Annotated in this window: 11 protein-coding genes and 1 riboswitch; of the genes, 5 read left to right on the top strand and 6 right to left on the bottom strand. The window is 43.0% G+C overall.

The window, feature by feature from the left end; all coding sequences use genetic code 11:
* Positions 1-358 precede the first annotated feature (358 nt).
* The 3 genes from HT685_RS08325 to serS all read left to right on the top strand — a co-directional run bounded on the left by HT685_RS08325 (position 359) and on the right by serS (position 3,585).
* Positions 359-1,723 (top strand): aspartate kinase, encoded by a 1,365-nt coding sequence (locus HT685_RS08325; RefSeq protein WP_173226323.1) that lies wholly within the window; start codon positions 359-361, stop codon positions 1,721-1,723.
* A 2-nt stretch (positions 1,724-1,725) separates the two neighbouring features.
* Entirely contained in the window at positions 1,726-2,097 is a 372-nt protein-coding gene (locus HT685_RS08320; RefSeq protein ID WP_000079353.1) for a DUF956 family protein, read from the top strand.
* Positions 2,098-2,310: 213 nt separating this feature from the next.
* The gene (gene serS, locus HT685_RS08315) at positions 2,311-3,585 is read left to right on the top strand and encodes a serine--tRNA ligase (protein WP_173226321.1); all 1,275 of its coding nucleotides are present in this window, start codon (positions 2,311-2,313) and stop codon (positions 3,583-3,585) included.
* Positions 3,586-3,609: 24 nt separating this feature from the next.
* On the opposite strand, the gene HT685_RS08310 is transcribed toward serS, so the two are convergent.
* From HT685_RS08310 to zapA, 6 genes are all read right to left on the bottom strand, one after another.
* Positions 3,610-4,509 (bottom strand): TDT family transporter, encoded by a 900-nt coding sequence (locus HT685_RS08310; RefSeq protein ID WP_173226319.1) that lies wholly within the window; start codon positions 4,507-4,509, stop codon positions 3,610-3,612.
* Between the two features lie 110 nt (positions 4,510-4,619).
* Positions 4,620-5,168, bottom strand: coding sequence for a carboxymuconolactone decarboxylase family protein (locus tag HT685_RS08305; protein ID WP_050223066.1), 549 nt, complete (start codon positions 5,166-5,168; stop codon positions 4,620-4,622).
* 217 nt (positions 5,169-5,385) lie between these two features.
* Complete coding sequence (locus HT685_RS08300) at positions 5,386-6,708, bottom strand: sodium:alanine symporter family protein (protein WP_173226318.1); 1,323 nt, start codon at positions 6,706-6,708, stop codon at positions 5,386-5,388.
* Positions 6,709-6,798: 90 nt separating this feature from the next.
* Positions 6,799-6,887: riboswitch (glycine riboswitch) on the bottom strand.
* A 163-nt stretch (positions 6,888-7,050) separates the two neighbouring features.
* Positions 7,051-9,387, bottom strand: coding sequence for an endonuclease MutS2 (locus tag HT685_RS08295; protein ID WP_173279011.1), 2,337 nt, complete (start codon positions 9,385-9,387; stop codon positions 7,051-7,053).
* A gap of 102 nt (positions 9,388-9,489) precedes the next feature.
* Positions 9,490-10,038, bottom strand: a complete 549-nt coding sequence (locus HT685_RS08290) for a CvpA family protein (RefSeq protein ID WP_000624513.1) — start codon at positions 10,036-10,038, stop codon at positions 9,490-9,492.
* Entirely contained in the window at positions 10,035-10,337 is a 303-nt protein-coding gene (zapA, locus tag HT685_RS08285; RefSeq protein ID WP_000002019.1) for a cell division protein ZapA, read from the bottom strand. Before zapA ends, HT685_RS08290 begins: the two co-directional genes overlap by 4 nt.
* Before the next feature lie 86 nt (positions 10,338-10,423).
* Between zapA and rnhC the strand changes: the two genes are divergently transcribed.
* Together rnhC and lepB are read left to right on the top strand one after the other, a co-directional pair.
* On the top strand, positions 10,424-11,305 hold the full coding sequence (rnhC, locus tag HT685_RS08280) for a ribonuclease HIII (protein ID WP_173226313.1): 882 nt from the start codon (positions 10,424-10,426) through the stop codon (positions 11,303-11,305).
* A 3-nt stretch (positions 11,306-11,308) separates the two neighbouring features.
* The gene (gene lepB / locus HT685_RS08275) at positions 11,309-11,923 is read left to right on the top strand and encodes a signal peptidase I (protein ID WP_050314087.1); all 615 of its coding nucleotides are present in this window, start codon (positions 11,309-11,311) and stop codon (positions 11,921-11,923) included.
* Positions 11,924-12,034 lie beyond the last annotated feature (111 nt).

The raw sequence follows: 12,034 nt of genomic DNA, 5'->3' as shown, positions 1-12,034 counted from the left end.
ACTCCTTTTTGTTTTTATAAGCAAGTTATACTCTTCGAAAATCTCTTCAAACCACATCAGCTTCGCCTTGCCGTAGGTATAGTTACTGACTTCGTCAGTCTTATTTACACCCTCAAAGCAGTGCTTTGAGCAGTCTGCGGCTAGCTTCCTAGTTTGCCCTTTGATTTTCATTGAACATTAAATTATTTTATTTTCAAAGTATATCTTTTTTAGGAACAGAAAGCAAGAAAAAATTGACTGAAAGTGTCTCAGCCGATTGGAAAGGCGCGCTTTAGGCTAGAAAACATCTTATTTTCCAGATTGAAAAAAGGCTTTCTTTCTGCTATAATCGTATAAAATACTTACTTTAGGAGTTCTTATGAAAGTTGTTAAATTTGGAGGTAGCTCTCTTGCCTCTGCTAGTCAATTAGAAAAAGTTTTAAACATCGTAAAAAGCGATCCAGAGCGTCGTTTTGTAGTTGTTTCTGCACCAGGAAAACGCAATGCTGAAGATACTAAGGTTACGGATGCCTTGATTAAATACTACCGCGACTATGTTGCTGGTAACGATATTAGCAAGAGCCAAAACTGGATTATCGACCGCTATGCTGCTATGGTTAGTGAATTAGGACTGAAACCAGCTGTGCTAGAGAAAATTTCAAAAAGCATTCGTGCCTTGGCAAGTCTTCCTATCGAAGAAAATGAATTTCTCTACGACACTTTCCTAGCAGCCGGTGAAAACAACAATGCTAAATTGATCGCAGCCTACTTTAATCAAAATGGGATTGATGCACGCTATGTTCACCCTAGAGAAGCTGGTATTGTGGTCACAAGTGAACCTGGTCACGCTCGCATTATTCCATCAAGTTATGACAAGATTGAGGAATTGACAAATGCAAATGAAGTCCTTGTCATTCCTGGTTTCTTTGGAGTTACTAAGGAAAATCAAATCTGTACCTTCTCACGTGGAGGATCAGACATTACAGGTTCTATCATTGCTGCCGGTGTTAAGGCAGACCTCTATGAAAACTTTACGGATGTTGATGGTATCTTTGCAGCCCACCCAGGTATTATCCACCAACCACACTCGATTCCTGAGTTGACCTACCGTGAAATGCGTGAGTTGGCCTATGCAGGATTCTCAGTTCTTCATGACGAAGCCCTTCTTCCTGCCTACCGTGGAAAAATTCCTCTGGTTATCAAGAATACCAACAACCCTGACCATCCAGGTACTCGTATCGTTCTAAAACACAGTAGTGATGAATTTCCAGTTGTGGGAATTGCTGGTGACTCAGGCTTTGTCAGCATCAACATGTCGAAATACCTTATGAACCGCGAGGTTGGATTCGGCCGCAAGGTTCTACAAATCCTTGAAGACCTTAACATCGGTTGGGAACATATGCCAACAGGTATCGACGATCTTTCAATCATTCTCCGTTCTCGCGAACTAACTCCTATCAAGGAAGAAGAAATCCTGCGTCAGTTGGTTCAGAAGGCTGAAGTAGACCATGCAGAAATCGAACACGACCTTTCTATCATTATGATTGTTGGAGAAAAGATGAAGAGTCATATCGGAGTCACTGCTACTGCGACACGCGCTCTATCTGAAAACAAGATCAACATCCAGATGATGTCTCAAGGTTCTAGTGAAGTTTCTATCATGTTTGTTGTCAATAAAGACCAAGAGAAAGCAGCTATTAAAGCCCTCTACAATGCCTTTTTTGGAGAAAGTAAGGAAGACTAATCATGGCCCAATCTCTTAATAAAACAGTGCTTCTCAGCACGACAGGCACTTCCTACCTCTCTATCGCTGGAAAAGTTGGGAAATTCCTTGTCGGAGATCAAGCCTTAGAATTTTACCCAGACGTCAATGTCGAACAATTTATCCAGATTCCTTGGGGGCATATCAATCAGATTGGAGCCAATGTCACTGGACGAAAAATCAGTCGCCACTTCGAAGTCTTTACAGACAAAGGAAAATTCCTCTTTGCTTCAAAAGACTCAGGTGCTATTCTCAAAATTGCACGCGAAAAACTGGGCAATGACAAGGTCGTCAAACTTCCTACCCTGATTCAGACAATTAGCCAAAAATTTAAAAATCTATTTGCAAAAAAGTAGAAACTTTAGTATAATCATAGCAACGGATAAGTAGGTTATCTTCTTCTTTCAGAAAGTCTGCGGGTGCTGCGAGCAGATAGGAGGGATAGGTGAAATTCTACCGTTAGTAACAATTACATACACAATCAAGTGCACACCTGTGAAGTTGGATGGAACCGTGGCCCTGCCACTCCAACGCTTTGTCAGGTGTGCTTTTTTCATAAAGGAGTTCTTATGTTAGATATCAAACGTATTCGTACAGATTTTGATGCTGTCGCAGAAAAATTGGCTACACGTGGTGTAGATGCTGCTGTCTTGAATGAGATGAAAGAAATCGATGCTAAACGTCGTGACATCTTGGTCAAGGTTGAAACTTTAAAAGCAGAACGCAACACAGTTTCTGCTGAGATTGCCCAAGCTAAGCGCAACAAGGAAAATGCAGATGACAAGATTGCTGCCATGCAAACTCTATCTGCTGATGTCAAAGCCTTGGATGCTGAATTGGCAGAAATCGATGCTAAATTGACAGAATTTACCACTACTCTTCCAAATATTCCAGCTGATAGCGTTCCTGTTGGGGCTGACGAAGACGACAATGTGGAAGTTCGTCGTTGGGGTACTCCACGTGAGTTTGACTTCGAACCTAAAGCTCACTGGGATCTTGGTGAAGACCTTGGTATCCTTGATTGGGAACGCGGTGGTAAGGTAACAGGCGCTCGCTTCCTCTTCTATAAAGGCCTCGGTGCTCGTTTGGAACGTGCTATCTACAACTTTATGTTGGATGAGCATGGCAAGGAAGGCTATACGGAAGTCATCACACCATACATGGTTAACCATGATTCTATGTTTGGGACTGGTCAATATCCAAAATTCAAGGAAGACACTTTTGAACTCAGCGATACCAACTTTGTCTTGATTCCAACTGCTGAAGTTCCTCTGACAAACTACTACCGAGATGAAATCTTGGATGGCAAAGATCTTCCAATCTACTTCACTGCTATGAGTCCATCTTTCCGTTCTGAGGCTGGTTCTGCCGGTCGTGATACGCGTGGCTTGATCCGTTTGCACCAATTCCACAAGGTTGAAATGGTCAAATTTGCCAAACCAGAAGAATCTTACGAAGAATTGGAAAAAATGACAGCCAACGCTGAAAACATTCTTCAAAAACTCAACCTTCCATACCGTGTCGTTGCGCTCTCTACAGGAGATATGGGCTTCTCAGCTGCTAAAACTTACGACTTGGAAGTGTGGATTCCAGCCCAAAATACTTACCGTGAAATCTCAAGCTGTTCAAACACAGAAGATTTCCAAGCCCGTCGTGCCCAAATCCGTTACCGTGATGAAGCAGATGGCAAAGTTAAATTGCTCCATACCTTGAACGGTTCTGGACTTGCAGTTGGACGTACAGTGGCTGCTATTCTTGAAAACTACCAAAATGAAGATGGTTCTGTAACCATCCCAGAAGCACTTCGTCCATACATGGGTGGAGCTGAAGTCATCAAACCATAAAAAATAAGGTTTAGCTATTTCTAGCTAGACCTTTTTTCGTAACCAATTCAGATAAGCGCCTAATACAAAGAGCAAAATGATTAGGCAAATAACAGTTTCAGCCACTACCAAATAATCCAAAAATGGAAGTTTCAAGATTCCCTGAGCCATCTTGAGCGAGGTAGCTGTGATAATGGTTGGGAAGGTGAGGGCTGAGAAGGCTGGTTGAAAACCTTGTTTTAAAATGTTGGGCAAGCGACTCAAAACAAAGAAAAAGAAGGATTGAGAAGCCAAAATCATGGTAATCAAGAGCCAAGTCGATAGGCCCTCTCCTCCAACTCGAACTAGGGAAGCCAAGAGTAGAGAGAAAGGAGCACAGTAGATTCCTTCTTGTCCAAGCAAGGCTACAGGGAGTGGATGTTTCTTTAAATCGCTATAAATAAGCGGATAGAGATAGAAGGTTAGGAGAAAACCAAAACTCAAGGTCACATAGGAAATTTCAATGATACCCACCAGAGGATAAGTCAAGGCTGCTACCGCTATCCCTACATAGAGAACCGTCCAGCTTGGAGTCGCATGAACCCTCCGACCCGGACAGGCAAACTTGATGGTGAAACCAGCAATCAAGACCAAATCCAAGAGAAATGAAAACCACCAGAGTCCTTGCGCAACCAAAGGAAGATGATAAAACACACGAAAGGCATAGGTAGATAAAATCATCCCAGCCATAGGAAAAGTGGCCATCCCTGACAAAAGAGGGGGCTTGGTCAACTCTTGCTTGGTTTCTTTCCAATTAAAGAGATGAAGAATCAGAAAGTAAATCCACAAAATCAAACCTGTCAGACTCAACAGATGGGACAGAACTGGCAACGTATCTAAAATGAGATTCCCAGCTCCTGCCAAACCTAGCAAACAACCAGAAAATACCAAGGGGAGTTTTTTCATCCTAACCTCCAATAATCATGTTAGTTTCAGTATATCATAAAAGCGCTTAAATGAGGGGATAAAAAACGAAGTCCGATTATTTCAGACTTCATTTTTTGCTCAGATATGAATTAAGCATAAGGTTGCAATTCTGGATTAATTGGGGTATTGGCTAGGTTGTTGGCATAGTTACAGAGGCTTGCTAGGCTGACACCCAGAACCACATCCAAGGCATTTTGTTGCGTGTAGCCAGCTTCTAAAAACTCAGCTAAGGCTTCATCTCCTACACGACCCTTGGTATTGATAACTGCCAAGGTAAACTTAGCTAGGGTGTCCAATTTAGGATCTGTTTCAATTGGAGTACGATTGCGAAGAGCTTGAATCAAGTCATCATTCATCTGGATTTGTTTGATGGAAAAGGCTGTGTGACCTGCGACACAGAAGGCACAACCATTGGTCACGGCTGCTGTGATTTGCACCACTTCACGCTCAACGGGTGTCAGGCTGTTGCGACGGTTGATAGATGCGACAGTTCGGTAGGCTTCTAAAGCAGTCGGTGCATTGGCCAAGAGACCGATTAGGTTGGGAATATAGCCATTATTATCTTTTTCTACTGTTTCAAGAACCTCTTTCACTTCTGCTGGCGCTGATTCTACTGTATGGATTGTAAATGTTGTCATAAGATACCTCTTTTCTTGTTATTGACACTAATATTATTGGAAAATCTTATAAAATCCTGATTCCTAAGTTTATCTAAGACAAAGCTTTATTCCTCTCATAAGATTTTCGTTGTATATTAGTTTATCACACTTCCAATCACTTGCATAATATATATTATATATCAGCTTGATAAAAAACATTTATAGGCAAAAAAATCACACGCCATGTGTGATTTCATTATTTGTCAAAATACTTTTTAGTTTCAGTAATGACAACTGGCGACAAGACCAAGAGGGCAATCAAGTTTGGCAGAGCCATCAAGGCATTGACAATATCTGCAATAATCCAGACCATATCCAACTCGATAAATCCTCCCAACAAGACCATGAGCACAAAGACCACACGGTAGAGCCAGATAAAACGAACACCAAATAGGAACTCGAAACAGCGTTCTCCGTAGTAGTTCCAACCTAGAATCGTTGTAAAGGCAAAGAGTACAAGGAAGATGGTCAAGAGGGCAGGCCCAAAGTGTGAAAAGACTGTTGAGAAGGCTGACTGAGTCAAGGCAACCCCATTTAAGTCACCACTCCAAACACCAGTTACCAAGATGGTCAAACCAGTCAGAGTACAGATAATGAGGGTGTCAATAAAGGTTCCTGTCATGGAAATCAAACCTTGCTCTACTGGTTCATTTGTCTTAGCCGCAGCAGCTGCAATGGGAGCAGAACCCAGACCAGATTCATTTGAGAAAACACCACGCGCCACACCATTTTGAATAGCCATCCGAACGCTAGCACCAGCAAATCCACCTACCGCAGCAAGGGGACTAAAAGCTGAGGTAAAGACTAAAGCGATTGTGGCAGGGACTTTCTCAATATTAAAGAAAATAACTGTAAGAGTTCCCAAAATATAAATGATAGCCATAAAAGGAACAACAGTAGTTGAAACCTTTGAAATAGACTTGAGTCCGCCAAAGACTGCAATCGCTACAAAGACAGACAAGACGAGAGCTGTGATAGCTGGCGAAATAGCCGTTGTATTTTGGATAGATTCTGTAATCGAGTTGACTTGGGTGAATGTTCCGATTCCCAAGAGAGCAACCAGTACTCCTGCTACTGCAAACAAAACAGCCAGGGGACGCCACTTTTCTCCCATTCCTAGAAGGATATAGTGCATGGGACCTCCCGCTACTGCACCATGGTCGTCCTTGGTGCGGTATTTGATGGCCAAGAGTCCTTCCGCATACTTGGTAGCCATTCCAAAGAAAGCCGCCATCCACATCCAAAAGAGGGCTCCAGGTCCCCCCACCTTGATAGCCGTCGCAACCCCTATGATATTCCCTGTTCCAACGGTTGATGCCAAGGCTGTACACAGAGCTGCAAAACTGGATACATCACCATGTCCCTTATCCTGGATAAAAATAAGTTGAAAAGCCTTGGGCAGACGCAAAACCTGCAAGAGCCCTAGCCGAATAGTTAGGTAAAACCCTGTTCCGACCAAGAGAATCAAGAGGGGCGGTCCCCAAGCAAAAGCATCGATTGATTTAAGCAATTCTAACATTTCCTTCTCCTATCCTTTCAACCCCAAAAGAAAGAGCACATGCAAGATACATGTACTCTGGAATGCTTAGATAAATGCTAAAAAGCGGTCTATCCTAGCTCTGTCCTTTTACCTGAGAGTTTGAGCAGTTGCCTGCCTTGCCCCTTCGGTGCCTTTACGGTCTCTCCAGAGTTCCGTCCATTTACAGTCATGGAAAATCAAACGATTCCCCACTTCTATTAAACTTCATTCGGTGTTGGTATTTAATTGATTCTTATTTTACAAAAAATGTTGGCTTTTGTCAATGTGTTTATTAGTAAAAATTAGTTCAACAGTTTTTACTTTATAAAGTCCAGAATACTGCTATCCTTTAAAGGTCACAATAGTCGCACCACTGCCTCCAGCATTTTGTGGGGCATAGCCGAAACTCTTGACATGTTTGTTTCTTTGTAGATATTTAGTGACACCTTCACGGATGACACCTGTTCCGATACCATGGATGATATCGACTTGGGCCATATTGTTAAGCAAGGCTTGGTCGATAAAGGCATCTAGCTCATTCATGGCTTCTTCATAACGCTTGCCTCGAAGGTCCAGTCTGGCTTGAGGTCCTCGACCAGAAGTTCGTTTCACAACATTGACTTGTTTCTTCTTGACTTGCTTTTCTTGCTGGGCTTGAACAAGGTCAAATTCTTTTTCTTCCAAGGACATCTTGATCAAACCAACTTGGGCTTCCCAACGGCCGTCCTTAAGCTGACTTGTCAAGGTACCACGCTGACCGTAACTGAGAACCACGATATCATCTCCTACCTTTGGAGCTCGTTTTTTCTTAACTTTTTGAAGGACCTTGTTTTTAGACAAATCTACTTTTTCAGGAGCCAATTTTTTCAACTTGGCCTTGGCTTCTATGATTTCGTGGGGTTTAAGTTGAGATTTGCTGTGGAGATTTTTGAGAATCTGGTCACTCTCACTTAGAGCCATGTCCACAATCTCAGCAGCCTGTTCACGCGCCTTATTAAGCTCGGTTTCCTTTTCACGATTGAGCTCGTTGTAAAGTTTTTTGAGCGCACGGTTCATCTTGAGATTTTCTTGCTCCACCTCACGGATATTGTCCAAGCGTTTACGGCTTTCCAGCGTCTGCTCTTCCAGTTGCTCAATAATCCGGTTGACATCATTGTCCTGATCAACCTGCTGACTGGCATCCCCTACGATAACTTCAGATAAGCCTAGACGTTTGGCAATTTCAAAGGCATTACTTCGACCAGGAACGCCCTGCATAAAGCGATAGGTCGGGCGTAGAGTTGCAGTATCAAACTCCATGCTGGCATTTTGCACAAAGGCTGTCTCAATACCGTAGGCCTTGAGTTCGGGATAGTGGGTGGTCGCCATGGTCTTGACTTGACGCAGGCGAAGGTCCTCCAGAATAGCCATGGCAAGGGCGGCTCCCTCTTGAGGATCGGTACCAGCCCCCAACTCATCCAAGATTAAGAGTGAATGTTGGTTAACCTTGCCAAGAATATCCACAATATTGGTCATGTGGCTAGAGAAGGTAGACAAGCTCTGCTCAATAGACTGCTCATCTCCAATATCAGCAAAGATTTCTTCAAAAATACCCACACGACTTCCCTTGTCTGCTAAAATTGGCAAACCAGACTGAGCCATAACCTGCGTCAAACCCAGAGTTTTAAGCATGATGGTCTTCCCACCTGTATTGGGACCTGTAATGACAATGGCTGTTAAATCCTGACCAAAATGGACATCATTTGCGACGGCATTTTTGACCAAAGGATGGCAGACATGTAGCAGTTGAATCTCTTGATTTTCTGACAGCTTAGGAACGACTGCTTGCCTTTCTTGGATAAAGCGGACCTTGGCACGAATCAAGTCCAGATGGCCGATAATCCAAGCGTCATTAGCAATCTCAGCCGCATGAGGGCGAACACGCTCCGAGATTTCTTGGAGAATGCGAAGCATTTCATAGCGCTCATCTGCTCGCAGACTAGCGATTTCTTCGCTCAGTTTGACCACCTCACAGGGTTCGATATAGACGGTGTTTCCGCTGGCAGAAATATCATGGACGACACCTGCAATCTTATTACGGTAAGTGTTTTTGACAGGTAGAACCTGACGGCCATTTCTGCTGGCAATAATCCCTTCTGTCAACATCTGCGCTTTTTGCTTGAGCAGATCCTGTAAAACATCGCGTACCTGACTCTCGCTATCATGGATTTTTCGACGGATGCGCGCCAATTCTTCACTGGCAAAATTTTCAATGAAACCTGCATCATTAAAGGCTTGGAGATTTCCTTGTAATTGCGGAAAATCATGTAATTTCTCAAACCAAAGGGCTAATTCTTCCAAGCTGACATTTTCCAGATTAGCATAAAAACTTTGCAGTTCTCGGCTGGCAAGAAGTACGCGCTTCAAGAGTAGGAACTCCTCGATATTGAGGTCCGCTCCCATCTCCAACCTCTTGCAGACTCCTGCGATTTCCTTAGTTGCGAGAATAGTAAAATGCGGTTGCTCGACAAAGAGAGCCTGCATTTCCTTCATCTCAGCAAAAGCCTGTTTGATTTTATCTGCTTTGGCAGTCGGAGCCAGCTGTCTCAATTGCTCCAAGCCCTGCTCGGTCAACAAATGGGGTTCAAACAAAGCCTTGACCTTATTGAACTCTAATGTTTCTAATATTTTCTTATTCATCGTTATTTCCTTGTCTTTGAATGTCTAGGTGCGGTAGCTTTTTACATTCTGATAGATTCTAGTCAATCTGTAAACAAAGGGCTAGGAAATTTCCTGCCCTTTTTATCCGATTAAATTTGTCACCCAGATTTGTTTGAGCCAACTGGTTGTTACCGGTATGCTCTGGATGATGTGTTTTGCGACGATACTCTTTTCAAGAGGATTTTGTATAGCTGCCATGGGGATGGTCGCCAAGATGGTCAAAGCCATTTGCAAGACAAATAAGGTCACCAACATGGACAAGATACCTGCTGAAACTTGGAACAACTTGCCACCAAGCTTTTTACTAGGAATCAAGTGTAAGAGGAGACCAAGTAAACGACCGATGCTATAGACAATCCCAAATACAAGCAAGTAGCCGATCCCTGCGTAAAAGACCTTATCCAACTGAAAGAGTTGATCCGATGGGAAAAAGAAAGTTCCCTGACCTTCCTGCGGATTTGCATAAGGGAGCAGCAAATGAAATTGCTCTCCCAGTCCCTTATAAAACTGGCCAGCCACAAAAGCCGATGCCATGGCTGAAATCAGGTAATAAACCTGTAAGAGCAGACCTCTCCGATAGCCGATATAAAATCCCCAAGCCAAGACCAATAGAAGAAGGAGTGAAATCATAAGGAATCCTCAATCTTGCTCTGTTCTTGCTTACAAGTCACAAGCTTGTGACGGAGTTCTTCTAATTCTTGCTCCTTATCATCAAATTCAATCTCACGGCTGAGTTGAGTTGACAAACAGTTGACTGCCAACAAAAGAGCGATTGTTTCATCATCTGCGCTAGGCATTTGTTCTTTAATTGCTTGGTATTTTTCTGTCGCAACCTTGGCGATTTCCTCCATAAAAAGATTATCATGCTCGCTTGTCAAGGTTAATGATTTTTTCCCGAATGTAAATTTGAATCGATTTAGATTTGCCATAAAATTCACCTCACGATATTATACCAAAATTCGCTAATTTTGTCAGTTTTTACAAATTTGCCTGCTTTTATGGTACAATAGAAACTATGGCAAGTATAACACTCACACCAAGCGAAAAGGAGATTCAGGCTTTTCTTGAACACTATCAAAGCAGTCTGGCTCCCAGCAAGAATCCCTATATTCGCTACTTTTTGCGACTACCTCAAGCAACGGTTTCTATCTATACTTCTGGAAAGGTCTTGCTTCAGGGTGAAGGAGCTGAGAAATACGCTCGTTTCTTTGGCTATCAAGCTGTAGAGGAAACCAGTGGACAAAATCTCCCTTTGATTGGGACGGATGAGGTTGGAAATGGTTCCTACTTTGGTGGACTTGCAGTTGTGGCTTCCTTTGTCACACCTGACCAGCATGCTTTCTTGCGAAAACTCGGTGTGGGAGATTCTAAAACTCTGACCGACCAAAAGATCCGTCAGATTGCCCCTATCCTCAAGGAAAAAATCCAACACCAGGCACTCCTTCTCTCACCCAGCAAGTACAACGAGGTCATCGGAGACCGCTACAATGCTGTTTCGGTTAAGGTTGCCCTCCATAATCAGGCTATCTATCTCCTCCTTCAAAAAGGTGTTCAGCCTGAGAAAATTGTGATTGATGCCTTTACCAGTGCTAAAAATTATGACAAGTACTTGGCACAAGAGGCCAATCGTTTCAGCAATCCTATCAGCTTGGAAGAAAAAGCTGAGGGCAAATACTTGGCTGTCGCAGTTTCTTCTATCATTGCGCGTGATCTCTTTCTGGAAAATCTTGAAAATCTGGGACGAGAGCTGGGCTATCAGCTACCAAGTGGAGCTGGAACGGCTTCTGATAAGGTAGCTAGCCAGATTTTGCAAGCCTATGGTATGCAGGGACTTAACTTCTGCGCCAAACTGCACTTTAAAAATACTGAAAAAGCGAAAAAACGCTTAGAAAGGTAAATTATGAATTCATTTAAACATTTCTTAAAAGAGTGGGGATTGTTCCTCCTGATTCTGTCATTACTAGCTTTAAGTCGTATCTTTTTTTGGAGTAATGTCCGCGTAGAAGGGCATTCCATGGATCCTACCCTAGCGGATGGAGAAATTCTCTTTGTCGTTAAGCACCTCCCTATTGACCGTTTTGATATCGTGGTGGCCCATGAAGATGATGGGAATAAGGACATCGTCAAACGTGTTATCGGAATGCCTGGCGACACCATCCGTTACGAAAATGATAAACTTTACATCAATGATAAAGAGACGGATGAGCCTTACCTAGCTGACTACATCAAACGTTTCAAGGATGATAAACTCCAAAGCACTTACTCAGGCAAGGGATTTGAAGGAAATAAAGGCACTTTCTTTAGAAGTATCGCTGAAAAAGCCCAAGCCTTCACAGTTGATGTCAACTATAACACCAACTTTAGCTTTACTGTCCCAGAAGGAGAATACCTTCTCCTCGGAGACGACCGCTTGGTTTCGAGCGACAGCCGCCATGTAGGTACTTTTAAAGCAAAAGATATCACAGGGGAAGCTAAATTCCGCTTCTGGCCAATCACCCGTATCGGAACATTTTAAGAAATCGAAGAGGCCGAGAATCACCAATCTCAGCCTCTTCTTCTATCGTGAGAATATGATTATTCACTATCCAGTTTGATTAAGATAGAAACAAAATTATACTCAATGAAA

Origin of the sequence: Streptococcus sp. 5004 (assembly GCF_013276755.1) — a bacterium.
Classification (GTDB): domain Bacteria; phylum Bacillota; class Bacilli; order Lactobacillales; family Streptococcaceae; genus Streptococcus.
This window is presented reverse-complemented; position numbering and strand designations above follow the sequence as displayed.

Bases quoted from the DNA above. Each gene is read 5' to 3' on its own strand.
- HT685_RS08300 (WP_173226318.1), bottom strand. From the start codon at position 6,708: ATGTTAGAATTGCTTAAATCAATCGATGCTTTTGCTTGGGGACCGCCC.
- HT685_RS08320 (WP_000079353.1), top strand. From the start codon at position 1,726: ATGGCCCAATCTCTTAATAAAACAGTGCTTCTCAGCACGACAGGCACT.
- HT685_RS08290 (WP_000624513.1), bottom strand. From the start codon at position 10,038: ATGATTTCACTCCTTCTTCTATTGGTCTTGGCTTGGGGATTTTATATC.
- HT685_RS08310 (WP_173226319.1), bottom strand. From the start codon at position 4,509: ATGAAAAAACTCCCCTTGGTATTTTCTGGTTGTTTGCTAGGTTTGGCA.
- serS (WP_173226321.1), top strand. From the start codon at position 2,311: ATGTTAGATATCAAACGTATTCGTACAGATTTTGATGCTGTCGCAGAA.
- zapA (WP_000002019.1), bottom strand. From the start codon at position 10,337: ATGGCAAATCTAAATCGATTCAAATTTACATTCGGGAAAAAATCATTA.
- rnhC (WP_173226313.1), top strand. From the start codon at position 10,424: ATGGCAAGTATAACACTCACACCAAGCGAAAAGGAGATTCAGGCTTTT.
- HT685_RS08305 (WP_050223066.1), bottom strand. From the start codon at position 5,168: ATGACAACATTTACAATCCATACAGTAGAATCAGCGCCAGCAGAAGTG.
- HT685_RS08325 (WP_173226323.1), top strand. From the start codon at position 359: ATGAAAGTTGTTAAATTTGGAGGTAGCTCTCTTGCCTCTGCTAGTCAA.
- lepB (WP_050314087.1), top strand. From the start codon at position 11,309: ATGAATTCATTTAAACATTTCTTAAAAGAGTGGGGATTGTTCCTCCTG.
- HT685_RS08295 (WP_173279011.1), bottom strand. From the start codon at position 9,387: ATGAATAAGAAAATATTAGAAACATTAGAGTTCAATAAGGTCAAGGCT.